Raw genomic sequence first — 23,939 nt, 5'->3', positions numbered from 1 at the left:
GACCGGGCCGGGCCGGCCCGGCCGCAGCCCTAGTAGGCGCGGCCCGGCAGCGGGGCCCGCTGCACGACCTCCAGGGTCAGGCCGCCGTCCTCCGCGTAGTACGGGGTCGCCGCCAGCTCCATCCCCTGCGTGCCCGGCGCGTCCGAGATCCGCACCGGCATCCGGGCCGTGGTGTCCAGGTCGGCCGCCCGGCGCGTGCCGAGCCGCACCTCCTGGGTCACGCCCTCGAAGCTGACCGACAGGTACAGGTCCCAGGTGCCCGGCGGCAGCGGCCAGCCGCTGGAGGTCTGCGCCAGGTTGATCCGCGCCGAGAACCGGCCCATCGCCCGGGCCTTGCCCTTGGCGTTGGTCAGGGTGTCGTCCCGGCGGGCCGTCACCGCGTGGGTCTCCTGGGCGCCGCTGGTCCGCTCCCGCAGCACCACCCGGGTCGCGCGCTCCTTCGTCGACAGCTGCTCGAAGAAGGCGTAACCGTCCAGCAGCAGCATCGGCCCGTCCCAGCGGGCCTTCTGCAGCTGCTGGGAGACCGTCATGTCGCCGGTGATGTCGAACAGCTCGTCCGGCAGCCCGACCTGCGCGTCCCGGAAGAACGGCAGGGTGGTGAACACCCGCCCGTTCTCCACCGTCTTGCGGACGACCGGCCGGTCCGTGTCCGCCTCGAAGGCGGCGATCCGCTGCGCTTCGGCGAACCGGCCCTGGGCCAGCAGTGCGAACCGTACGGCGACCATGCGCGGCAGCAGCGCCAGCGCCCCCGGAGCGGCCTGGGTGCGCAGTACCTCGGCCGCGGCCCACAGGGTCTGGTCCCGCTCCGCCGGGTCGGCGGCCGACAGCAGCGCCTGCGCGGTGGCCCCGCCCAGCTCCACCTCCAGGTGCCGGGCCTGGAGCCGGTCCCGGCGCGGCCCCTCCGGCAGCTGCGAGGCGACCAGGGCCAGCATCCGGGAGGCCAGGGTGACCTCGTCGGCCAGGGTCGCCCGGTGGGCGGGCGCGGGGCCCTTGACCACGCAGGTGGCGTCGGCGACGACGGAGACGTTGTCCGCGCCGATGAACGCGCCCGCGGTGAAGACCTGGTCGTCCCCGACCGGCATGTCGGTGGGGAAGACCAGGCCGCGCCGGTGCAGGAGGCTGGTGCGGAACAGCTTGTCCGGGCTGAGCGACCAGTAGACGCGCGAGCTGAAGGCGTCGGTGTAGGCCTGGTTCTTGCGGAACATGGCCGTCGGCACCGAGTGCCGGCCCGAGCTCTCCAGCTTGCCGAGCACCACGTCCGCCTCGTTGGCGTCGGCCGCGGCCAGCATCCGCTGCAGCGCGTCGGGCGCCAGCCGGTCCGTCGCCTCCAGGAAGATGACGTACCGTCCGCGCACCTGGCTCAGCGCCCAGTTGCGGGCGGCGGCCGGGCCCAGCCCGTGCGAGACCTGCCCGACGCGGACGAACCCGGGGTACTGGTGCGCCGCCCGGGCCAGGACGGAGCCGCTCTCGTCCGTCGAACCGTCGTCGACGCCGATGATCTCCAGCCGGTCCGTGCCGATGGTCTGGGCGAGGAGCGAGGCCAGACAGGCTTCCAACGCCTGGGCCTGGTTGCTGACCCGGACCGCGACGGACACGTCCTTGGTGTCGGCGGGGAGCGCGACGGCGGTGTTCATGCTGTTGGGTTCCTCGGGCGGTCGGACGGGGCGGCGGAGGCGGGGTGGCCGGGACGGTCGGGGCGGGGCCAGGGCATCTCGCCGGTCAGCTCCGGCCACTGCCAGGGGCGGAAGGCGACGTCCGTGGGCCGCGCGGGGAAGGCGCCCGGGGCGTAGTCCAGGGATCCCACGAAGACGTTCACGTGCGAGGTCAGCTGCTCCCCGGTCGGGCTGCCCACCGTGTACTCGAAGCGGTCGTAGCCGGTGAAGCCGGGCGCCGGGCTGTACGTCACCCAGCCGTCGTACGACAGCTGCGCGTCACCGTGGCGCGGCGCGGTCACCGCCACGGCGGTGCTTCCCGCCGGGCACGCGGACAGCACGTTCACCGAGCCGGACCGGCCCGGCTCGGCGGTGAGGCGCAGGCCGCGGGCGGTGGCCCGGCGGACCGGCAGCGCCTCGGCGTCCAGCCGGGCCGTGCGGACGAGCTTGCGGCCGGTCGCGTCGGGGACGGCGACCACCATCTGCGGCCGGATCCGCGGCGCCGAGGCCGTGTCGTGGACGCGCAGGTGCAGGATGCCGGTGCCGGTCTCGCCGGAGTCGACGCGGACCCGGAACCAGCCCTGCCGCGGGAAGTACTCCAGGCCCTGCACGCCGACGATGTCGGCGGACTCGACCAGCGGGGCACGCAGCAGGTAGCCGCAGCCGCGCGAGGCGCCCTGGTCGGGGGCGACGGACAGGCCGAGCTGGACCGTCTCGCCGGGCGCGACGCCGCGGCGCGGGTCGACCGAGGAGTACAGGGCGGCGTACACGGCGCCCCCGTCAGGGGTGTCGCCGAGGGCCCGGCCCCGGCACAGGAGGTTGTTCACGTACGGGACTCCTCAGGCGCCGGGGAACGTGGAGACGCGGGACGCGGTGCGCTGCCGGAAGGTGTCCTCGTCCAGCCAGCCCATCTCGTCGTAGTCGAAGCGCGTGCGGTCCAGGTCCCGGCCCCAGTGGGCCGGGATGATGCCCTGTTCCAGCATGCTGCGGGCGATGAACCGGGCGCACTCGATCGCGCCCTCGGCCCGCGTGTGCACGTTGTCCCCGTCCAGGATGTGCTTCTGCAGGGGCTCGCCGCGGCGCAGGTACATGAAGGCGGCCTTGGACGCCTCCGGCCCGAGCTCCTCCCACCACAGCAGGCTCTGCCCGTACAGGTCGACGACGGGCACGTGCTCGTCCTCGGCCAGCTGCCGGGCCGCGACCGGGTAGTCGCCGAGGAAGCGGGCGACGTTGCCGTGCCGGTCGATGCGCCGCCGCTCGTACGGCAGCAGGACCACCGGGTGGCCCTGCCGCTCCCGGGTGCCGTGCACGTACGCGGCCATCTGCTCCATGAAGGTGGAGAACGGCTCGGTGTGCAGGCCCGGGTCCGGCTTGATGTCGTTCTGGCCGAAGCCGAACAGCAGGTAGTCGCCCGGCGCCATGTCCTCCAGGATCCACTGGAGCCGGCCGCGCTCGCGGAAGCTCTTGGAGCTGGCCCGCGCACGGGCGCAGTTGACCACCTCCACCGCGTCGGTGAGGAACAGCGGCAGCGCCTGCGTCCAGCCCGCCATCGGCAGGAAGCTGTACGGGCGGCTGACTGCGTTGGAGCCGCCGGCCACGTAGATCCTGGGACGGCGACCCTGCTGCGGGACGGTTTCGTACGACACGCCTAGACCCCCTGGTCCTCCGACGTCCGGATCAGGACGGAGGCGAGCGCCGCCTCGAAACCGGAGCGCTGCGCCGGGGACGACGTCGGGTCCTGCTTGCGGACGTCGATCACATGGCCGGTCATCTCGGAGACCAGCACGTCCAGGGAGGTCAGGGCCACCGACTCGGAGGTCAGCAGCGAGTCCTGGGGCTCCCGGCCGAAGGCCTTGGTGCGCATCGGGGTGGCCGTGCGCTCCGGGTTCACGCAGTTGACGCGGATGCCGTCCTCGGCCCACTCGTCGGCGAGGGCCTGGGTCAGGTTGACCATGGCGGCCTTCGTGGACGAGTACAGGCTGTACTCGGCGCGGCCGCGGGTGTAGCTGCTGGAGGTGAACAGCAGCAGCTGGCCCTCGGTCTCGCTGAGGTACTTGTAGGAGGTGCGGGCGATGTTCACGGGGGCCAGGTAGTTGACCTCCAGCGCCTCGCGGATGGTCTCGTTGTCGGTCTCGGCGAGGCGGCCGACGCGCAGCACGCCCGCGGTGTTGACGACGTAGTCGATCCGGCCGGTCTCGGCGTAAGCATGGGCGAGGGCCTCCTCGACGTGGTCGAGGTTCTCCACGTGCGTGCCGGTGGTGGAGCGGCCGAGCGCGAAGACGCGGGCGCCGAAGCCCTCGGCGATCCGGCAGATGTCGGCGCCGATGCCGTACGAGCCGCCGAAGACCACCATCGTCTTGCCGGACAGCTGCTCGCGGTAGGCGGCCTCGCCGGCCTGGGCGGGCGCGGCGTGGGAGGCGAGCTGGAACAGCTTGTCGGCGATGAAGACGTCGACCGGCTGGGTGACCTTCATGTTGTAGTCGTCGCCGGTGACCACGTGGACGGGGACGTCCGGCAGGTACTTGACCACCACCGAGCAGTCGTCGGTCGCCTGGAAGAACGGGTCCGCGACCGCCCGCTCGTACGCGGCGCGGATGGTGGAGAGCCGGAAGCCCTGCGGGGTCTGGCCGCGGCGCAGCCGGGAGCGGTCGGGGACCTCGGTGATGAACTCGCCGTCGTCGCCGTGGGTCCGCGTCACGATGACGGTGTCGGAGGACGGGATGGCGACGTCGACGGCCTGGTAGCGCTCCAGGGACTCGACGCACTCGCGCACCACGCGCTGGGAGAGCAGCGGGCGCACCGCGTCGTGGAAGAGGAGGTTGCAGTCCTCGCCCTCGCCGAGCCGCTCCGTGGCCGCCCCGATGGCGATCAGGGTGGTCTCGCTGCGGGTGGAGCCCCCGGCGAGGACCGCCGTCACCTTGCGCAGGCGGGCCTTGTCGACGATGCGGCGGGCGTCGTCCAGGTACGCGGGCGTCATGAGGAGGATGACCTCGTCGACGTCCGGCGCGTTCTCGAAGATGTGGAGGGTGTGCTCCAGGATCGACTTTCCGGCGATCTTGAGCAGCTGCTTGGGGATTTCGAGCCCGATGCGCTGGCCGGTGCCCCCAGCGAGTACGACGGCGATGGTGCGGTGGGGGACAGGTCTGGAGGACACGGTCTCCTACTTCCTGAGCTGGTGGTGCGGGGGTGGCGGTACGGACGCGGTGGGGGCGCGTGGGTGGGGGTGGTGCTGCGGGGTGGTGCGGGGCTGGTGCTGCGGGGCGGGCCGGCTAGACCGGGAAGGGGGCTTCCTCCGGCTCCGGGTACTCGATGGGGAAGTCGAGCAGTCCGCGCCGGTAGAGGTCGTTGGCGGCCTGGTTGAAGCGGACGATCGAGGGCGGGTACTCCGGACCGAGGAGGTAGTCCTTGAGCTGGTCGCGGTAGGGCGCCATGACGTCGCGGCTCGGATTCAGCGTGGCGTCGAGGGCCTCGGCCAGGCCGTTGCAGTCGGCGTCGAGCAGATACGAGGCGTAGGCGGTGCGCTGCTCGTTGCGGAACTCCTGGTCGGGCAGGCCCTCCAGGTTGAAGATCGCGTACGGCTTGCGGGTCGCCACGAAGTCGGAGACGACGCTCGACATGTCGCCGATCAGCAGGTCGGACTGGTTGAAGCAGTCGTACAGGGCGGGGATCCGCTCGGTCACCACGTGGTGCGCCGCCTCCGGGATGGCGCTCCAGTACAGGGCGCCGGCCTGGTTGCGGTGGCGCCGGATGCGCGCGGTCCGCTCCTCCTCGGTGAGGTCGGGGTACTTGGAGCGGACGCCGCGCTCGGAGAGGTCGGCGATGCGCTGGTCGATGCGGGCGAGCTTCTTGGCCGCGCTCTTGGAGTCGGTGGCGTTGCGGCCGAAGCGCCGGGCGTTGTCCTCCTCCAGGAGGGCGATGACGCGGCGGTGCGCGGCGGCGGCCTCGGGGGAGCGCGAGCCGGTCAGCGGGTGCGGCTTGTAGATGATCCGGATCTCGCGCTCGTCGTCGAGCAGGGCCTGGATCAGCTTCTCGCCGGCCGGGATGACGGAGGTGTAGCAGGCGTCGTCGGTCCAGCCCTCCCAGGTGGGGGCGTAGACGACGGTCGGGATCTTGCCCGCGACCCGGCCGGTCCAGGGCTGCAGGGGCGCCAGCTGGGGGCGGCCGACCTCGACGATCTGGTGCGGGGTGACGGCGTGCTTGATGCGCTCGTAGCGGTCGCGGCCGGCCCGGCCGGCCACCCATATCTCGTCGAAGACCTTGCTGACTCGGTTGCTGCTGGCGAGCTTGTCGCTGTCGCCGTGGCCGATGAAGACGTGCTTGACCTCGGCGCGCTGGAGCATGTGCACGTTCTTGCCCGCGTTGCCCGGGTAGAGGGCGACACGCAGCTCGTGCATCTCGATACGGGCGAGATTGTCCGCTTTGGGAACGCAGATGACGGGAACGGGCGTCGCGTCGAGGTAGCGCAGGGTGGCCCGCTCGCGCAGCACGATGATGGGCCGCAGGTCGAGCGCCTCCAGTGACTCCAGCCACATGTTCACCTGGTACATGAAGTCTTTGGAGATGGCGGCGAAGGTGAAGTAGAGCGCGACCTGGGGCTGGTACGCGGCCAGCTGGTGGTTGAGCTCGTCGATGGCCTCGTCGGTGGTGGGCAGCTTGAGCGCGTTGCGCGCGTCGGGCACCAGCACCAGCAGCGAGAAGTAGGCGAGGAAGACCGTGCTGATCATGCCGTACGTGACCCAGCGCCAGTCGTCCGTCGCGATGGTGGCCAGGGCTCCGGCGACCAGCGGGATGTCCAGGTGCAGGGTCTTGCGGACGTGCTTGTTCATCAGGAACGGGTGGGGCATGCGGCGGATGCCGAGGGCCTCCAGGTCCAGCCCGCGCGTGGTGAACGGCAGCTCGTTGCGCGACTTGCGGACGTGCTTGAGCAGGGCGCCGTACGCGAGCTGGAGGATGAACAGCAGCAGCAGGCCGATGGTGGTCATCTGGGCCACGAACGACTCGATGTCGGCCACGGCCCCGCACAGGCCCAGCAGCAGGAACTGCCGGATCAGGAAGCGCATGGTCAGGCCGAAGCGCGAGTCGCGCAGCTTCTCCAGGGTCGGCGACTCGGTGTTGTGGAGCATCAGGTCGGCGACGTAGCTGAGGGCCGCGCAGCCGGCGAAGAGGGGGAGGGAGACGAACGCGACCGCGACCAGCATCCCGACGAAGCTGAGGATGAGTCCAGAGGTGATCGCCACGCCGAGTGCGGCGCGCAGCCGCTTGGAGCGCATGATGCGGTGCCTCCCCCATGGAGGTATAAGAGTCGCGTGAAGTGTCGCAGTAGTATAAGCAGTCTCATGGACGGCTCTAGAACGTGCCGTGAACCACAGGCCAATGATTACGGGCCCCGTCACGGAATAATGTGACGACCGTCCCTCCGGCGGACTCTCAGCCCGTGAACCGGTACACCGTCAGCTCGCGCCGGTCCTTCGCCTTCACGGAAAATCCGACGCACAAACCCACCTGTGCACCCGCCCGGCGCACCGCGATTCCCTCCGGCTCCCGGTAAGGAAGATCCGGGGCCACGGTCACCTTGTGGCGCCCCTGCGCCCGGCCCGTCCGCACGTCAATTGCGGAGACGTAGGTATTCCCGCCGGATTTCCGCGGATTGCGCCCGTTCTTCCCGGTATAGGGATTGCCGGTCAATACGTACACGAAGTCCCCGGACAGTGCGCAGCCCTGGAACCATTCCTCTTCCTTGACCTGCACACCGGCCTTGATCGTTTGGGTCGGGGTGAACCGCCCGGCCAGGAAATCCGCCATCCCGTACACCGAGAACCGGTGCTCGCCCTCCTCCTCGTGGCTCACCAGCACCCGCTCGCCGGCCAGGTCGAGCGCCGGGCAGACGGCGGTGGCTCCGGGCACCGGCTCGAAATGCCGCACGGAGTCATCGGAGCTGTTCAGCACCGCACCGTCCTTGAACGGCACGCGGACCACCGTCCGGCCGTAACCCTTCTCAAGATCGGCCCGGCCCTCCAGCCACATGTACGTACGCTGCCCCGTCGGCTCGACGCCGAAGGAAATTCCGTGGCCGAATCCGCGCAGATACATGTGCCCGAGCGTATTCCCGGAACTGTCCAACCGGGTCAGGCACATATCGCCGGACGACTTGCGGTCGTCGTACGCGACGGCCTCCTGCTCGTCGTCGAGCCGGATCCCGTCCTGCACCACCTGGAGCGTGTAGACCTGACCATTGGTGTCGTCGAACGCGAACGACTGCGGGCCCGTCGTGTTGAACAGCGGCGCCGGGGCCAGCAGCTCCGCACCGGTCCGCAGGTCGAAATCGCCCACCTGCGGCGGGGTGGCGGCGGCCTCCCGGCCCCCGTCCCCGCTCTCGTCGTCGGGACCGGGTCGCTGCGCCCAGGCCAAACCGCCCGTGGCGAGCCCGGCGGCCGCCGCGCCGCCCGCGAACAACAGGGTCCGGCGGCTGAAAGGTCTCTTGCCATCCGCCATGGCCCCATTCTGCCAGCTCGGACGCCGGGCCCAGGTCCGGGCCCCGGTCCGGGCCCCTGGTCCGGGCCCCTGGTCCGGGCCCCTAGTCCGGCCCCGGAGCAGGGGCCCGCACGCGCCGGACGCCCCCCCCCCCGTGGGGGACGGGCGTCCGCGGTGCTCACCCGCCGTCAGGCAGGTGCCGCCGGCCTCAGGCCGGGACGCTCGCCAGGCCCGGGGCGAGGAACTTCTTGCCGTTCACGCGCTCCGAGACGCCCTCGCGGTCCAGGTACGGCGTGATGCCGCCCAGGTGGAAGGGCCAGCCGGCGCCCGTGATGAGGCAGAGGTCGATGTCCTGAGCCTCGGCCACGACACCCTCCTCCAGCATCAGGCCGATCTCCTGCGCCACCGCGTCCAGGACGCGGTCGCGCACCTGCTCCTCGGTCAGGACCGAGTCGCCCTGCACCAGGAGGGCGGCGACCTCCGGGTCCAGCTCCGGCTTGAAGCCGTTCTCCGCGGAGTAGACGTAGAAGCCGCGCTTGCCGGCCTCCACGACGGCCTTCAGGTTGGGGGAGACCGTGAAGCGCTCCGGGAAGGCGCGGTTCAGGGTCTCGGAGACGTGCAGGCCGATGGCCGGGCCGACCAGCTCCAGCAGCACCAGCGGGGACATCGGCAGGCCGAGCGGCTCGATGGCCTTCTCCGCCGTGACGACCGGGGTGCCCTCGTCGATGACGTTCTGGATCTCGCCCATGAAGCGGGTCAGGATGCGGTTCACGACGAACGCCGGGGCGTCCTTGGTGAGGACCGCGGTCTTCTTCAGCTTCTTCGCGACACCGAAGGCCGTGGCCAGCGAGGCGTCGTCGGTCTTCTCACCGCGGACGATCTCCAGCAGCGGGAGGATCGCGACCGGGTTGAAGAAGTGGAAGCCGACGACGCGCTCCGGGTGCTGCAGCTTGGAGGCCATCTCCGACACCGACAGCGAGGAGGTGTTGGTGGCGAGGATCGCGTGCGCCGGGGCGACCGCCTCGACCTCCGCGAACACCTTCTGCTTGACCGTCATCTCCTCGAACACGGCCTCGATGATGAAGTCCGCGTCCGCGAAGCCCTCGGCCTTGTCCAGGACGCCGGTCACCAGCGCCTTGAGGCGGTTGGCCTTGTCCTGGTTGATGCGGCCCTTGCCCAGCAGCTTCTCGATCTCGGCGTGGACGTAGCCCACACCCTTGTCGACGCGCTCCTGGTCGATGTCGGTGAGGACCACCGGCACCTCCAGGCGGCGCAGGAACAGCAGCGCCAGCTGCGAGGCCATCAGGCCCGCGCCGACGACGCCGACCTTGCTGACCGGGCGGGCCAGGGACTTGTCCGGGGCGCCGGCCGGGCGCTTGGCGCGCTTCTGCACCAGGTTGAAGGCGTAGATGCCGGAGCGCAGCTCGCCGCCCATGATGAGGTCGGCCAGGGCCTGGTCCTCGGCGTCGAAGCCCTTCTGCAGGTCGCCGTCCTTGGACGCCTCGATGATGTCCAGGGCGCGGTACGCGGCCGGGGCCGCGCCGTGCACCTTGCCGTCGGCGATCAGGCGGCCCTTGGCGACGGCCTGGTCCCAGGCCTCGCCGCGGTCCACCTCGGGACGCTCGACCGCGACGTCGCCCTTGAGGACCTTCGCGGTCCACAGCAGGGACTGCTCCAGGAAGTCCGCACCCTCGAAGAGGGCGTCGGCGATGCCCAGCTCGAAGACCTGCTTGCCCCGCAGCTGCTTGTTCTGGTTCAGCGAGTTCTCGATGATCACCGAGACCGCCTTCTCCGCGCCGATCAGGTTCGGCAGGATCGTGCAGCCGCCCCAGCCCGGGACCAGGCCCAGGAACACCTCGGGGAGGGAGAACGCCGGCAGCGCCTTGGAGACGGTGCGGTACGTGCAGTGCAGACCGACCTCGACACCGCCGCCCATCGCCGCACCGTTGTAGTACGCGAAGGTGGGGACGGCCAGGCCCGCCAGACGCTTGAAGACGTCGTGGCCGCCCTTGCCGATGGCCAGCGCCTCGTCGTGCGCCTTCAGCAGCTCGACGCCCTTGAGGTCGGCGCCGACGGCGAAGATGAACGGCTTGCCGGTCAGACCGACGCCGGTGATCGCGCCCTCGGCGGCCTCCTTCTCGACCTGGTCGATGGCGGCGTTCAGGTTCGCCAGCGACTGCGGACCGAAGGTGGTCGGCTTGGTGTGGTCGAAACCGTTGTCCAGCGTGATGAGCGCGAAGCGCCCGGCGCCGAACGGCAGGTCGAGGTGGCGGACGTGCGCCTGGGTGACGACCTCGTCCGGGAACAGCTCGGCCGCGCCCTTCAGGAGCTCAGCGGTGGTGCTCACTTGGAGTCTCCCTCGGTGTCGAAGTGCGGGTTCTCCCAGATGACCGTCGCGCCCATGCCGAAGCCCACGCACATGGTGGTCAGGCCGTAGCGGACGTGCGGCTGCTCCTCGAACTGGCGGGCCAGCTGCGTCATCAGGCGGACGCCGGAGGAGGCCAGCGGGTGGCCGAACGCGATGGCGCCGCCGTACTGGTTCACGCGGGCGTCGTCGTCGGCGATGCCGTAGTGCTCCAGGAAGGCGAGGACCTGGACCGCGAACGCCTCGTTGACCTCGAAGAGGCCGATGTCGTCGATCGTCAGGCCGGCCTGGGCCAGGGCCTTCTCGGTGGCCGGGATCGGGCCGTAGCCCATGACCTCCGGCTCCACGCCCGCGAAGGCGTAGGAGACCAGGCGCATCTTGACCGGGAGGTCGTTCTCGCGGGCGAAGTCCTCGGACGCGATGATCGCGGCGGTGGCGCCGTCGTTGAGACCGGCGGCGTTGCCCGCGGTGACCCGGCCGTGGGTACGGAACGGGGTCTTCAGGTTCGCCAGGTTCTCCAGCGTGGTGCCCGGGCGCATCGGCTCGTCGGAGGTGACCAGGCCCCAGCCCGTCTCACCGACCTCCGCGTTGGTGTTGCGCACCGAGATCGGGACCAGGTCCTGCTGGATCTTGCCGTCGGCGTACGCCTTGGCGGCCTTCTCCTGCGAGCGCACGGCGTACTGGTCGGCGCGGAGCTTGGTGATCGTCGGGTACCGGTCGTGCAGGTTCTCGGCGGTCATGCCCATGAACAGGGCGGACTCGTCGACCAGCTTCTCGGAGACGAAGCGCGGGTTCGGGTCGACGCCCTCGCCCATCGGGTGGCGGCCCATGTGCTCGACACCGCCGGCGATGGCGACGTCGTACGCACCGAAGGCGACACCGCCCGCGACGGCGGTCACGGCGGTCAGCGCGCCGGCGCACATGCGGTCGATCGAGTAGCCCGGGACGGACTGCGGGAGGCCCGCGAGGATGCCGGCCGTGCGGCCGATGGTGAGGCCCTGGTCGCCGATCTGCGTGGTGGCGGCGATGGCCACCTCGTCGATCTTCTTGGCGTCCAGGTCCGGGTTGCGGCGCAGCAGCTCCCGGATCGCCTTCACGACGAGGTCGTCGGCGCGGGTCTCGTGGTAGATGCCCTTCGGGCCCGCCTTGCCGAACGGGGTGCGGACGCCGTCGACGAAGACGACGTCCCTGACGGTACGAGGCACGTTGGCTCTCCTCCAGGTGCGGGTGTGCACTGCTGCGCGGGGGCATGCTCGGTACGCACGACCTGAGCGCCCGCTCACCCGGCCCATGCTACTTGTGGGTAACCAATGTGCACACCCCCTCCCCGAACAGCGGCGAAGGTCACACCGCGGCGCGGGCCGCGGCCGGGGCGGGAACCGCCGGAGCCGGGCCGTCCGACATGGTCGCGGCCATCGGCGCCGACGAGCCGACCACGTCCGACAGGAAGGCGCGCCGCGAGACCCCGGCCTCCCGCAGGGCGGCCCCGTGATCGGCCGCCACCAGCAGCGCCGCGGCCGCCACCATGGCCCGCCAGCCCGTGGTCGCGGCCCTGCGGGCGGGCCGGGGGAGCCCGGCGAGGCCCTCGTGCAGCCGACGGCAGTGGAACGGCACGTGCCGTTCCTCGTCGGCCAGGATCCGGCCCGCGACCTCGGAGGTCAGCGGGTCGGCGGAGCCGTCGCGCAGCGCCCGGTAGTACCGCAGGGCGACGACCTCCGCGACCATCAGCACCATCAGCTCGACCCGCAGCCCGAGCAGGCGCCGCACCCGGACGAACGCCGCGTCGCTCCAGTGCCCGTCGAGGGTCTCGGCCCCGGCCGCCGACAGCAGCAGGGCCAGCAGGCGCGCGTGGTTCTGCTCCTCGGCGATGAACAGCCGCGCCGCGGCCGCGTAGGCCGGGTCCCCCGCGCGGTCCGCCTTCGAGACCAGGGCCGCACCGTCGCCGTCCTCGCCCACCTGGAACGTCTGGATGCTGCGGACCAGCGCCGGGGACAGCCGCGCGCCGCGCGCCCAGTCCGGGTCGCCGAGGGCGGCCCGGCGCTCCCGCTCGGCTTCGAAGTGGCGGACCCACGCGTCGTAGGCGCGGGCCGCGCCACCCGTGTGCTCGTCCTGTGCCGCGTGCTCATTTTTGATCATGTTCAAGAATCTAGCCGGTCTTGAGCGTGTTCAAAAGAGCCGGAACGTCATGATCGAGCAACGGAATGTCACGGCCGCGCAACCGCGCGACCGTGCAACCGCGACGCGACCGTGCGACCGCGACGCGACCGTGCGACCGCGGCCGACCGCGGACGCGCAGGAGCCCCCGGCCGGTCGGCCGGGGGCTCCTGCGAAGGGTGGCTCGTGCGTCAGGCGGTCGCGGCCAGGGCCGTGACCAGTACCGGGGTCACCTGTTCGATCTGCCAGGGGCGGGCGCCGTAGCCCGCCAGGGCCTCGGCCACCGCGTCCCGGCCGAGCCGCTTGGGCGGCTCCCAGCACAGCCGCCGGACGGTGTCCGGGGTGATCAGGTTCTCCTGGGGCAGGGCCAGCTGCTCGGCGAGCGCGGACACCCCCGATCGGGCGGCCGACAGGCGGGCCGCGGCGGCCGGGTCCTTGTCGGCCCACGCGCGCGGCGGCGGCGGGCCCGCGGGGCTGGCCCCCGGCTGCGGCAGCTCGCTGTCGGGCAGGGCCTTGGCCCGGTCCACGGCGGCCATCCACTGCTCCAGTTGGCGCCGGCCCATCCGCTGCCCGTACCCGGGCAGGGCCGCCAGCGCGTGTACGTTCCCGGGCAGGGCGAGCGCGGCCTCGACGATCGCGGCGTCGCTCAGCACCTTGCCCGGCGAGACGTCACGGCGCTGCGCGATCCGGTCGCGGGACTCCCACAGTTCGCGTACGACGGCCATCTGGCGGCGCCGGCGCACCTTGTGCATGCCGGAGGTGCGGCGCCAGGGGTCCTTGCGCGGCGGGGCGGGCGGGGCGGCGGCGATGGCGTCGAACTCCTGCCGGGCCCATTCCAGCTTGCCCTGCCGGTCCAGCTCCTTCTCCAGCGCGTCGCGCAGATCCACCAGCAGCTCGACGTCGAGCGCCGCGTAGCGCAGCCACGGCTCGGGGAGCGGGCGGGTCGACCAGTCGACGGCGGAGTGGCCCTTCTCCAGGGCGTAGCCGAGCACGCTCTCGACCATCGCGCCCAGTCCCACGCGGGGGAAGCCGGCGAGCCGGCCGGCGAGCTCCGTGTCGAACAGGGAGGTCGGGACCATGCCTATTTCGCGCAGGCACGGCAGGTCCTGGGTGGCGGCGTGCAGGATCCACTCGGTACCGGACAGGGCCCCGCCCAGCGCGGACAGGTCGGGGCAGCCGACGGGGTCGATCAGCGCGGATCCCGCGCCCTCGCGGCGCAGCTGCACCAGGTAGGCGCGTTGGCCGTAGCGGTATCCGGAGGCGCGCTCGGCGTCGACCGCCACGGGTCCGGTGCCCGCGGCGAAGGCCGCGACCACCCGGGCGAAGGCGTCCTCGTCGGCGACCACCGGAGGGATCCCCTCGCGGGGTTCGAGCAAGGGAATCGGCGCCTTCTCGACGTCGTCCGGGGGGCCGCCCCCGGTGGTGGTGCGCAGGTCTGCTGCGGTCTCTTGGGCGTCGGTCACCGCTCAAGGGTATCCGCGGATGGGACGCGCCCGTCGCCGGAACGTTCCGTCGACGGGCGCGGTGGGCGAGGGCGGCGGTTTCCCCGGGGTTCTCCCGGAGGAAAGCCCGGTGCCGGCGATGCGCGGGGAAGCGGGTCGCCGCAGGGGCGGTCGGGGCGGCGGTGGGCGGCGCGGGCCGGGTTCGGGGCAGGGGCAGGGCAGAGGTAGTGGCAGGGCGGGATCGGGGTCGGGGTCGGGGTCGGGTCAGTGGATGATGCCGGTCCGCAGGGCGACGGCGACCATGCCGGCCCGGTCGCCGGTGCCCAGCTTGCGTGCGATCCGGGCGAGGTGGGACTTGACGGTCAGGGCGGACAGGCCCATGGAGACGCCGATGGCCTTGTTGGACTGGCCCTCGGCGACGAGGCGCAGGACCTCGACCTCGCGGCCGGAGAGCTCGCGGTAGCCGCCCGGGTGGCTCGGGGCACCCGGGGGGCGGCGGTGCATGCGGGCGGCGGCGGCACCGATGGGGGCGGCGCCGGGCCGGGAGGGGAGCCCGATGTTGGTCCGGGTGCCCGTGACGACGTAGCCCTTCACCCCGCCCGCGAGGGCGTTGCGCACGGCGCCGATGTCGTCGGCGGCGGACAGGGCCAGGCCGTTCGGCCAGCCCGCGGCGCGGGTCTCGGAGAGCAGGGTCAGGCCGGAGCCGTCCGGGAGGTGCACGTCGGCGACGCAGATGTCGCGCGGGCTGCCGATGCGGGGGCGGGCCTCCGCGATGGACGACGCCTCGATGACATCACGTACTCCGAGGGCCCACAGATGACGGGTCACGGTGGAGCGGACGCGCGGGTCGGCCACGACGACCATGGCCGTCGGCTTGTTCGGGCGGTAGGCGACCAGGCTTGCGGGCTGCTCGAGAAGAACGGACACCTAGGCCTCCTGGGGGAGTGGCGGGACGGCCGGCTCTCGGGGAAGGAAGCCGGTGCGAACCGTGCGGATGGTCACTGACTCCTCCTTCGGCACGTCACCCGCCCGGCTTTAGGGAATGATCACGATTTGGTGAGTAACAATTCGGGCAATTCGGACGCACGATCGATCACCGTGTGATCAGAAGCCCACAACCTGTGCCGTGTTCCGGCACTCCCCGGCAGTCTTTCGATCAGCCGTTCCACGGACGGCCGCACCGGGCACGACCCGAAGGGTGACCCGGGCCGCCGTACGGTCCCACCGCCACGGGTGATGCGGAGGGTCGCTACGGGTGGTGCGGAAGGCCCCCGCTACGGGTGGTGCGGACCGCGCCGCTGCGGCAGTGAGACCACACCCGGCCCCGCCTCCCCCGGGCCGAGCGGCGGCAGCCCCGCCACCTGGCACAGCAGCTCGCACCATGCCGCCAGGTGGCCGGACGTGTCCGGCACCCCGCCCACCCCCTCGCGCGGCGTCCACGAGGCCCTGATCTCGATCTGCGTGGCCGGTCGCCGCGCCGCGAGCCCGCCGAAGTAGTGCGAGCCCGCCATCGTCACGGTGCCGCTCGCCTCCCCGTACGACAGCCCGCGCGCCTCCAGCGCCCCCGTCAGCCAGGACCAGCACACCTCCGGCAGCAGCGGGTCCGCGGCCATCTCCGGCTCCAGCTCCGCCCGGACCAGCGTCACCAGGCGGAACGTTCCGCGCCAGGCCTCGTGCCCGGCCGGATCGTGCAGCAGGATCAGCCGGCCGTCGGCCAGGTCCTCCTCGCCCTCCACGACCGCCGCCTCCAACGCGTGGGCGTACGGCGCCAGCCTCTGCGGCGGTCTCGCGGGGTCGATCTCGATCCCCGGCCGCAGGCGCGCCTTCGTCAGCCCCTCGACCGCCCGTCGGAACGGGAGCGGGACGGAGCTCTCCTTCCCGCTGTCCATACCGTCGGCGCCATCTGAAAATCGTCCCTGAGCCGCAGCCATGCCCGGAAGACTAGGCGGAACGAGGGCCCGCGCGGCGCAGGGACACCCGCGCCGGGTGGGCCTCTTCGCCGTACGTGCGAAGATTTGCGGCGTGAGCGCCAACGACCGCCCGACGGGCCAGCCGAGTCAGACGTACGATTCCGCCTTCCTGAAGGCGTGCCGCCGCGAGCCCGTACCGCACACCCCGGTGTGGTTCATGCGTCAGGCCGGCCGCTCCCTGCCGGAGTACCGCAAGGTGCGCGAGGGCACCGCGATGCTCGAGTCGTGCATGCGCCCCGACCTGGTCACCGAGATCACCCTGCAGCCGGTGCGCCGCCACAAGGTCGACGCGGCGATCTTCTTCTCCGACATCGTCGTCCCCCTCAAGGCCATCGGTATCGACCTGGACATCAAGCCGGGCATCGGCCCGGTCGTCGCCCAGCCGATCCGGCGCCGCGAGGACCTCGCACAGCTGCGCGACCTCACCCCGGACGACGTCCCGTACGTCACCGAGGCGATCGGCATGCTCACGGGTGAACTGGGCTCCACGCCGTTGATCGGCTTCGCCGGCGCGCCTTTCACCCTCGCGAGCTACCTCGTCGAGGGCGGCCCGTCCCGCAACCACGAGCACACCAAGGCCCTCATGTACGGGGACCCGCAGCTGTGGGCGGACCTCCTCGACCGCCTGGCCGAGATCACCTCCGCCTTCCTGAAGGTCCAGATCGAGGCCGGCGCCTCGGCGGTCCAGCTCTTCGACTCCTGGGTCGGCGCCCTCGCCCCGGCGGACTACCGGCGCTCCGTGATGCCCGCCTCGGTGAAGGTCTTCGACTCCGTCGCCTCCTACGGCGTCCCGCGGATCCACTTCGGTGTGGGCACCGGCGAGCTGCTCGGCCTGATGGGCGAGGCCGGCGCGGACGTCGTCGGCGTCGACTGGCGGATCCCGCTGGACGAGGCGGCCCGCCGCGTCGGCCCCGGCAAGGCGCTCCAGGGCAACCTCGACCCCGCCGTGCTCTTCTCCACCGCCGAGGCCGTCGAGGCCAAGACGGACGAGGTGTTGGCGGCCGCCGCCGGGCTGGAGGGCCACGTCTTCAACCTGGGTCACGGCGTCCTGCCGACCACCGACCCGGAGGCCCTGACCCGCCTGGTCGACTACGTCCACACCAAGACGCAGCGCTAGCCGAGCCGGTCCGCTGCCCTGCGGGGCGGCGGACCGGCCACCGGCGGCTAGACCCCCGCGGCGCGGACCGCGGAGACCGCCTTGCGGGCGGCCACCAGGACGGGGTCCCAGACCGGGGAGAACGGCGGGGCGTAGCCCAGGTCCAGGGCGACGACCTGTTCCACCGTCATGCCCGCGGTGAGGGCGACCGCCGCGATGTCCACCCGCTTCGCGGACCCCGCGCCGCCGACGATCTGCACGCCCAGCAGCCGGCCCGTGCGCCGCTCGGCCAGCACCTTGACCGTCATGTCGGCGGACGTCGGGTAGTAGCCCGCCGTGGTCGTGGAGCTGATCGTCGCCGTCACGAAGCGCAGGCCGGCTTCGAGCGCGTCCCGCTCCCGCAGCCCCGTACGGGCGATCTCCAGGTCGCACACCTTGCTCACCGCCGTGCCGACCACCCCGGGGAAGGTGGCGTAGCCGCCGCCGACGCCGGAGCCGATCACCTGGCCGTGCTTGTTGGCGTGGGTGCCCAGCGGGATGTGCCGGTGGCGGCCGGCCACCAGGTCCAGGACCTCCACGCAGTCGCCGCCGGCCCAGAGGTCGTCGTGGCCGCGGACCCGCATCGACAGGTCCGTCAGCAGGCCGCCCGAGGTGCCGAGCGGCAGTCCCGCCGCCCGGGCCAGGGCGGTGCGGGGTTCGACGCCGATCCCGAGGACCACCACGTCCGCCGGGTACTCGTCGCCGGTCGCGGTGGCCACCGCGCGGGCCCGGCCCTCCTCGTCGGTGAGGACCTTCACCACCTCGGCGCCCGCGACCGTGGTGATGCCCATGCGGTTCATGGCGCTGTGCACCAGGCCGCCCATGTCCGGGTCCAGGGTGGCCATGGGCTGGGCGCCGCGGTGCAGGACCGTCACCTCGTAGCCCCGGTGGACCAGGGCCTCCGCCATCTCCACGCCGATGTAGCCCGCGCCGACGACGACCGCCCGGCGGCCCGGCGTGCGCTCCAGGGTGTCCATCAGCCGCTGGCCGTCGTCCAGGGTCTGCACGCCGTGCACGCCGTGCGCGCCGATCCCGGGCAGCCGGGGCCGCACCGGGCGGGCGCCCGTGGCCAGGACGAGCTTGTCGTAGCCCGTCCAGGACTCGGCCCCCGAGTCGAGGTCGCGGGCCCGGACCCGGCGCCCGGCCAGGTCGAGTTCGACGACCTCGGTCCGGGTGCGCAGGTCGATGTGCCGGGCGCGGTGCTCCTCGGGGGTCCGGGCGATCAGGTCGTCGCGCTCCGCGACCTGGCCGCCGATCCAGTACGGGATCCCGCAGGCGGAGTAGGAGGTGAAGTGCCCGCGCTCGAAGGCGACGATCTCCAGCTCCGCCGGGCCCTTCAGCCTCCGGGCCTGTGACGCGGCGGACATCCCCGCCGCGTCACCGCCGACCACCACGAGTCGTTCCGCTGCCATCGTCCGCACCGTCCTCCACTGCCGTTCCTGGGGAACACGCTACGGGCGTACGGGTGTTCAGTCCGGAATCCGGGGCGATTCCGTCGGGTCCGGGCCCCGCTCCGGGTCCTGCTGCGGGTCCCGCTCCGGGTCCTGCTGCGGTTTCCGCCCGGGCGCCGGGTACGACGGCCGTGTCGGCGCCGGGACCGTGCGGACGGCCCCCGGTGCGCGCCCCGTCCTCGGCTTCGGCGGGCGCAGCCGCCGGTACAGCCGGAACGCCAGCACGCCCAGCGCCGCCGTCACCGCGAACGGCAGCACCACGGCCACCGCCAGCACCACGTACCGCAGGACCGTGATGAAGGCGTTCCAGCCGCTCTCCAGTGCGCCCAGGACGGACGGCGGCGCGTCCTCCTTCTTCTGCGCCGGCGCGTCGGTCGGCTCCGAGACCTCCACCGTGATCGTGCCCATGGAGGTCTGGTCCCGCAGCGCGTTCTGCTGGGCCAGCAGCGATTCCAGGTCCGACTGGCGCTTGCTGAGCTCGCCCTCCAGCATGACCACGTCGCCGAGCGCGGTGGCCTTCTCCATCATCTGCCGCACCCGCGCCACGCTCGCCTGCTGCGACGCGACCCGGCTGTCGACGTCCGCGACCTTCTCGGTCACGTCCTGCGCCTCCACCTTCCGGTGGAGCAGCTTGCCGCTGCCCTCCAGCGCACCGAGTACGGAGTCGAACCGGTCGGCGGGCACCCGCAGGGTCAGCGTGGACCTGATCCGGCCGTTCTCGCCGCGCTGGGTGGACTCGTTGCCGACGTACCCGCCCGCGCCCTCCGCCGCCGTACGGGCCGCTGCCAGCACCTTCGCGGCGTCCTGCGTCTCGATGCCGAGGTTCGCGGTCCGGATGACCTGTGGGCGGACCGCCGCGGGCGCCTTCGGGCTGCCTGCCGCGCCCTCCGCCGGTGCCGGGGCCGCCGCCCCCGCGCCCGCCTTGGCGCCCGGAGCCGGGGCGTGCGGGGCCACCGCCGCCTTGTCCGCCGAGGCCACACCGGGGCCGTCGCTCCCGGCGCCGCATCCGGTGAGCGCGAGCGCGAGCGCGCAGGTGAGGCCGAGGCCGGCCAGCGCCGCCGCGCCGCGCCCCGTGCGCGAACGGCCTCTGGTGCGCGGGCTGTCGGGGCTGTCGGGGTTGTCGGGGCTGTCGGGGTTGGCGGGGTTTTCGGGGCCGTCCGGGCCGGCCGGGTCGTTCCGGGTGTGCACTGCTGTCTCCCCAAGGGTCGGCTTCCGCTGTGCCGTTTCGACGTCCACGGTCGCCCCGCGGGTTTCGCTCCCGCGGTCCCGGGACGGTCCCGATGCGGTCACGGTCAGGCCTCGGTGATCGGCCGGTGATCGGTCTGAGACGATGTGTCCATGCACGAAGCGGACATGCGTACGGACGCTGCGGCCGCGGCGCACGGCACGGACCGGACGGACGACCCGGCGGCGCCCGAGGCCCGCCACGCCGTCGTCATCGGCGGCGGCATCGCCGGCCTCGCGGCGGCCCACCGGCTGCTCGGCGCGGGCATCGGCGTCACGCTGCTGGAGGCCGGGCCCCGCCTCGGCGGCAAGCTGTACGCGGGCGAGCTCGCGGGCGCCCGCGTCGACCTCGGTGCGGAATCCGTCCTGGCCCGCCGGCCCGAGGCCCTGGAGCTGGCCCGGGCCGTCGGCCTCGGCGGGGCGCTGCAGCCGCCGGCCACCACCACCGCCCACCTGTGGACCCGCGGTGCGCTGCGGCCGATGCCGCGCGGCCACGTCATGGGCGTCCCCGGCGACCTGGCGCCGCTGGTGGCGTCCGGGGTGCTGTCAGCGCAGGGCCTGGCCCGGATCGAGGCCGAACGCGACCTGCCGCCCGCCGAGATCGGCGAGGACGTCGCCGTCGGTGAGTACGTGGCGGCCCGCCTCGGCCGCGAGGTCGTCGACCGGCTCGTCGAGCCCCTCCTCGGCGGGGTCTACGCGGGCGACGCCTACCGCCTCTCGATGCGCGCCGCCGTGCCCCAGCTCTTCGAAGCCGCCCGGACGCACGCCTCGCTCGGCGAGGCCGTACGGGACCTGCAACGCCGGGCCGCGGAGCAGCCGCAGCAGGCCGGCCCCGTCTTCTCCGGCATCGACGGCGGCATCGGGCGGCTCCCGCAGGCCGTCGCGGCCGCCTGCCGCGCCGCCGGCGCCCGGATCAGCACCGACACCCCCGTGCGCGAGCTGCGCCGTACCCCGGAGGGCTGGCTGGTCGCCACCGACACCGGCACCGTGGCCGCCGACGCGGTCGTGCTGGCCGTCCCGGCGGAGCCGGCCGCCCGGCTGCTGGACGGGCTCGCCCCGGCCGCGGCCGCCGAGCTGCGCAGCGTCGAGTACGCGTCGATGGCCCTGGTCACCATGGCGTTCCGGCGCTCCGACCTGCCCGCCGTGATCACCGACGGCCGCGCCAGCGGATTCCTCGTACCGCCCGTCGACGGGCGGACCATCAAGGCGTCCACCTTCTCCAGCAGCAAGTGGACCTGGGCCGGCGCCGACCCCGACCTCTTCCTGCTGCGCACCTCCGTCGGCCGCTACGCCGACGAGGCCGATCTGGGCCGCGCGGACTCCGAGCTGGTCGACGTCTCGCTGCGGGACCTCGGCGAGGCGGTCGGCCTCGCCGCCCGCCCGGTGGCCTCCACCGTCACCCGCTGGGACGGCGGCCTGCCCCAGTACCCGGTCGGCCACCTCGCCCGGGTGGACCGGATCCGCACCGCCGTCGCCGCCCTGCCCGGCCTCGCCGTGTGCGGCGCCCTGTACGACGGCGTCGGCATCCCGGCGTGCATCGCGAGCGCCGGGAAGGCCGCCGACGTGGTGATGGCCACGTTGGGGACCCCTGGCGCCGACCACTGATCAGCGCACGGGACAATGGACACATGACTGCACCAGAGAAGATTCCCAACGCGGGGAAGAAGGCGAAGGACCTCAACGAGGTCATCCGCTACACCCTGTGGTCCGTCTTCAAGCTGAAGGACGTGCTCCCCGAGAACCGGTCCGGCTTCGCCGACGAGGTCCAGGAGCTCTTCGACCAGCTCGCCGCCAAGGACATCACCGTGCGCGGCACCTATGACGTCTCCGGTCTGCGCGCGGACGCGGACGTCATGATCTGGTGGCACGCGGAGACGGCCGACGAGCTGCAGACCGCGTACAACCTGTTCCGCCGCACCAAGCTGGGCCGTGCGCTGGAGCCGGTGTGGTCGAACATGGCCCTGCACCGCCCGGCCGAGTTCAACAAGTCGCACATCCCGGCCTTCCTGGCCGACGAGGTCGCCCGCGACTACGTCAGCGTCTACCCGTTCGTGCGCAGCTACGACTGGTACCTGCTGCCCGACGAGGACCGCCGCCGCATGCTCGCCGACCACGGCAAGATGGCCCGCGGCTTCCCGGACGTCCGTGCCAACACCGTCGCCTCCTTCTCGCTGGGCGACTACGAGTGGCTGCTGGCCTTCGAGGCCGACGAGCTCTACCGCATCGTGGACCTCATGCGCCACCTGCGCGCCTCCGAGGCCCGTATGCACGTCCGTGAAGAGGTTCCGTTCTTCACCGGGCGCCGCAAGTCCGTCGCCGATCTGGTGGCCGGGCTCGCCTGAAACCTCCCCAGGGGGGAACGGCCGGAGGACTGACCTCCTCCGGCGGATCGGGAGGCACTGCCCCCGAAACGACGCAGCCGGAGATCCCGCCCCGGAAGTTCAGACGGCCGGTGGCAGCAGAGCCCTGGGTACCTCGGGTACCTTCCCGGACTCTGCTGCCCGGTCGTCCAGCGACACCGGTGCGGGCTCCGGATGCGGCGCACACCTGACACGCCACCCCGGAGTGGCCCCCGTCAGCAGGTACCGCTCCACGTGCCCGTCCACGCACGCGTTCCGGCCGCCGACCACCCCGTGGGTGCCGGCCCCCGCCTCCGTGACCAGGGACGCCTGCCGGCCGAGCCGGCGTTGGAGCTCCAGCGCCCCCGGGTACGGGGTCGCCCCGTCCCGCTCCGCCGCGACCACGAGCGTCCCGGGGAGTGCCGCAGGCTGCCCGCCGGGGAGTGTCGCAGGCTGCCCGCCGGGGAGTGCCGCCGACCGCGCGCCCACCGCCACCGGCTGCTGCCGCTCGCGGACCGGCCAGTACGCGCACGGCAGGTTCAGGAAGGCGTTCGCCCACGTCTCGAAGGGCGCCCGGCGCGCCAGTTCCGTGTTGTCGCGGTCCCAGACCGCCCAGTCCGCCGGCCAGGGCGCGTCGTTGCACAGCACCGCCGTGTACACGGCCCGGGCGTTCTCCCGGGCGGCCGCCGAGCCCGGCTCCGGGTCCGGCCGGGCCTGCCCGGTCAGCGGCGCCGGATCCCCGGCCAGGAACGCCGACAGGGCCGCCGCCCGTTCCGGCCACACCTCGTCGTAGTACGCGGCCTGGAGGAACGCCGACTGGAGCTCGCCGGTCCCGACGACCCCGCCCGCCGGGGCCCGTTCGACGGCGTCCCGCACCCGCTCGTAGCTCGCCTGCACGGCCTCCGGGGTGGCACCGAGCCGGTAGACCGCGTGGTGGCGGGCCGCCCAGGCCCGGAAGTCGTGCCAGCGGCGCTCGAAACCGGCCGCCTGGTCGAGGTTGTTGAGGTACCAGATGCGGCGCGGGTCGGGGTTCACGGCGGAGTCGAGGACCATCCTGCGGACGTGGCCCGGGTGGCGCGTGGCGTACACCGCGCCCAGGTAGGTGCCGTACGAGGCCCCCATGAAGGTCAGCTTCGGCTCGTCGAGCGCGGCCCGCAGCACGTGCAGGTCGCGGACGTTGTCCAAGGTCGAGTAGTACGGCAGCGCCGCCCCCGACCGCTCCGCGCAGCCGCGGGCGTAGGCCCGGGCGGCGGCGATACGGGCGCGCTTGTCGGCGGGGGAGGGGACGGCCGGGAGCCGGGTGGGTCCCGCCTGGGCCGGGGCGGCCGGGTCCTCGCAGGACAGCGGGGCGGTGCCGCCGACGCCGCGCGGGGCGTAGCCGACGAGGTCGTAGGCGGCGCCGATGCGCTCCCATTCGGGGAGGCCCGCGACGAGGGGGAAGAACAGTCCGGAGGCGCCGGGGCCGCCGGGGTTGTACACGAGTGCGCCCTGGCGGGCGGCGCCGCCGCGGCCGGTGGCGGGAACCCGGCTGACGGTGAGCCGGATCTGCGGGCCGTCGGGGCGGGCGTAGTCGAGGGGGACGGTCAGGGCCGCGCACCGGACGGGGGAGGGCAGTTCCTCGGCCTCCGGGCACGGCCCGAAGACCAGCCCGCCGCCGGCCGGCCGCCGGGCCAGCCGCCGGGCCACGGCCTCGGCCCCGGCGCTGTCTCTAATACACAACACCGAGCCCACGAGAC

Annotated in this window: 18 protein-coding genes; 3 read left to right on the top strand and 15 right to left on the bottom strand. The window is 72.9% G+C overall.

Annotated elements, in window-relative coordinates; genetic code table 11:
• Positions 1-29: 29 nt before the first annotated feature.
• The 12 genes from ACFVGY_RS04670 to ACFVGY_RS04615 all read right to left on the bottom strand — a co-directional run bounded on the left by ACFVGY_RS04670 (position 30) and on the right by ACFVGY_RS04615 (position 16,015).
• Entirely contained in the window at positions 30-1,634 is a 1,605-nt protein-coding gene (locus ACFVGY_RS04670) for a glycosyltransferase family 2 protein (RefSeq protein ID WP_385670946.1), read from the bottom strand.
• Positions 1,631-2,479 carry an Ig-like domain-containing protein gene (locus ACFVGY_RS04665; RefSeq protein WP_385670943.1) on the bottom strand — a complete coding sequence of 283 codons (849 nt, stop codon included), beginning with the start codon at positions 2,477-2,479 and terminating at the stop codon, positions 1,631-1,633. The genes ACFVGY_RS04670 and ACFVGY_RS04665 overlap by 4 nt, the downstream gene beginning before the upstream one ends.
• A 12-nt stretch (positions 2,480-2,491) precedes the next feature.
• Positions 2,492-3,298: a rhamnogalacturonan acetylesterase gene (locus ACFVGY_RS04660; protein ID WP_385670940.1), complete on the bottom strand. Its 807-nt coding sequence runs from the start codon at positions 3,296-3,298 to the stop codon at positions 2,492-2,494.
• Between the two features lie 2 nt (positions 3,299-3,300).
• Positions 3,301-4,806, bottom strand: coding sequence for an SDR family NAD(P)-dependent oxidoreductase (locus tag ACFVGY_RS04655; RefSeq protein ID WP_385670937.1), 1,506 nt, complete (start codon positions 4,804-4,806; stop codon positions 3,301-3,303).
• 115 nt (positions 4,807-4,921) lie between these two features.
• Positions 4,922-6,922 (bottom strand): hypothetical protein, encoded by a 2,001-nt coding sequence (locus ACFVGY_RS04650; protein WP_385670934.1) that lies wholly within the window; start codon positions 6,920-6,922, stop codon positions 4,922-4,924.
• 157 nt (positions 6,923-7,079) lie between these two features.
• Entirely contained in the window at positions 7,080-8,144 is a 1,065-nt protein-coding gene (locus tag ACFVGY_RS04645) for a signaling protein (protein WP_385670931.1), read from the bottom strand.
• 187 nt (positions 8,145-8,331) lie between these two features.
• A complete protein-coding gene (locus ACFVGY_RS04640; RefSeq protein WP_385670928.1) occupies positions 8,332-10,470 on the bottom strand; it encodes a 3-hydroxyacyl-CoA dehydrogenase NAD-binding domain-containing protein in 2,139 nt (712 codons plus the stop codon).
• Complete coding sequence (locus ACFVGY_RS04635; protein ID WP_385670926.1) at positions 10,467-11,693, bottom strand: thiolase family protein; 1,227 nt, start codon at positions 11,691-11,693, stop codon at positions 10,467-10,469. The genes ACFVGY_RS04640 and ACFVGY_RS04635 overlap by 4 nt, the downstream gene beginning before the upstream one ends.
• A gap of 139 nt (positions 11,694-11,832) precedes the next feature.
• Complete coding sequence (locus ACFVGY_RS04630; protein WP_385670923.1) at positions 11,833-12,624, bottom strand: hypothetical protein; 792 nt, start codon at positions 12,622-12,624, stop codon at positions 11,833-11,835.
• 209 nt (positions 12,625-12,833) lie between these two features.
• On the bottom strand, positions 12,834-14,105 hold the full coding sequence (locus tag ACFVGY_RS04625; protein WP_385670920.1) for an HRDC domain-containing protein: 1,272 nt from the start codon (positions 14,103-14,105) through the stop codon (positions 12,834-12,836).
• A gap of 243 nt (positions 14,106-14,348) precedes the next feature.
• A complete protein-coding gene (locus ACFVGY_RS04620) occupies positions 14,349-15,011 on the bottom strand; it encodes a response regulator transcription factor (protein ID WP_214956508.1) in 663 nt (220 codons plus the stop codon).
• A gap of 347 nt (positions 15,012-15,358) precedes the next feature.
• On the bottom strand, positions 15,359-16,015 hold the full coding sequence (locus ACFVGY_RS04615; protein WP_385670916.1) for a DUF3000 domain-containing protein: 657 nt from the start codon (positions 16,013-16,015) through the stop codon (positions 15,359-15,361).
• 91 nt (positions 16,016-16,106) lie between these two features.
• Here ACFVGY_RS04615 and hemE point away from each other — a divergent pair, with 91 nt between their 5' ends.
• Positions 16,107-17,171 carry a uroporphyrinogen decarboxylase gene (hemE, locus tag ACFVGY_RS04610; RefSeq protein ID WP_385670913.1) on the top strand — a complete coding sequence of 355 codons (1,065 nt, stop codon included), beginning with the start codon at positions 16,107-16,109 and terminating at the stop codon, positions 17,169-17,171.
• A gap of 47 nt (positions 17,172-17,218) precedes the next feature.
• Here the strand turns inward: hemE and ACFVGY_RS04605 are convergent, their stop codons facing one another.
• Together ACFVGY_RS04605 and ACFVGY_RS04600 are read right to left on the bottom strand one after the other, a co-directional pair.
• Positions 17,219-18,601: an FAD-dependent oxidoreductase gene (locus tag ACFVGY_RS04605; RefSeq protein WP_385670910.1), complete on the bottom strand. Its 1,383-nt coding sequence runs from the start codon at positions 18,599-18,601 to the stop codon at positions 17,219-17,221.
• Between the two features lie 57 nt (positions 18,602-18,658).
• Positions 18,659-19,828 carry a DUF4349 domain-containing protein gene (locus ACFVGY_RS04600; RefSeq protein ID WP_385670907.1) on the bottom strand — a complete coding sequence of 390 codons (1,170 nt, stop codon included), beginning with the start codon at positions 19,826-19,828 and terminating at the stop codon, positions 18,659-18,661.
• A gap of 165 nt (positions 19,829-19,993) precedes the next feature.
• On the opposite strand from ACFVGY_RS04600, the gene hemG reads away from it, so the two are divergent.
• Together hemG and hemQ are read left to right on the top strand one after the other, a co-directional pair.
• The gene (hemG, locus tag ACFVGY_RS04595; protein WP_385671553.1) at positions 19,994-21,469 is read left to right on the top strand and encodes a protoporphyrinogen oxidase; all 1,476 of its coding nucleotides are present in this window, start codon (positions 19,994-19,996) and stop codon (positions 21,467-21,469) included.
• Positions 21,470-21,492: 23 nt separating this feature from the next.
• The gene (hemQ, locus tag ACFVGY_RS04590) at positions 21,493-22,206 is read left to right on the top strand and encodes a hydrogen peroxide-dependent heme synthase (protein ID WP_385670904.1); all 714 of its coding nucleotides are present in this window, start codon (positions 21,493-21,495) and stop codon (positions 22,204-22,206) included.
• A gap of 99 nt (positions 22,207-22,305) precedes the next feature.
• Here the strand turns inward: hemQ and ACFVGY_RS04585 are convergent, their stop codons facing one another.
• A complete protein-coding gene (locus ACFVGY_RS04585; protein ID WP_385671549.1) occupies positions 22,306-23,934 on the bottom strand; it encodes an alpha/beta hydrolase in 1,629 nt (542 codons plus the stop codon).
• Positions 23,935-23,939: the final 5 nt, after the last annotated feature.

This window comes from Streptomyces sp. NPDC127106, assembly GCF_042677605.1.
GTDB lineage: Bacteria > Actinomycetota > Actinomycetes > Streptomycetales > Streptomycetaceae > Streptomyces.
The sequence above is the reverse complement of the archived record's forward strand: the minus strand, read 5'-3'. Positions and strand labels throughout refer to the sequence as shown.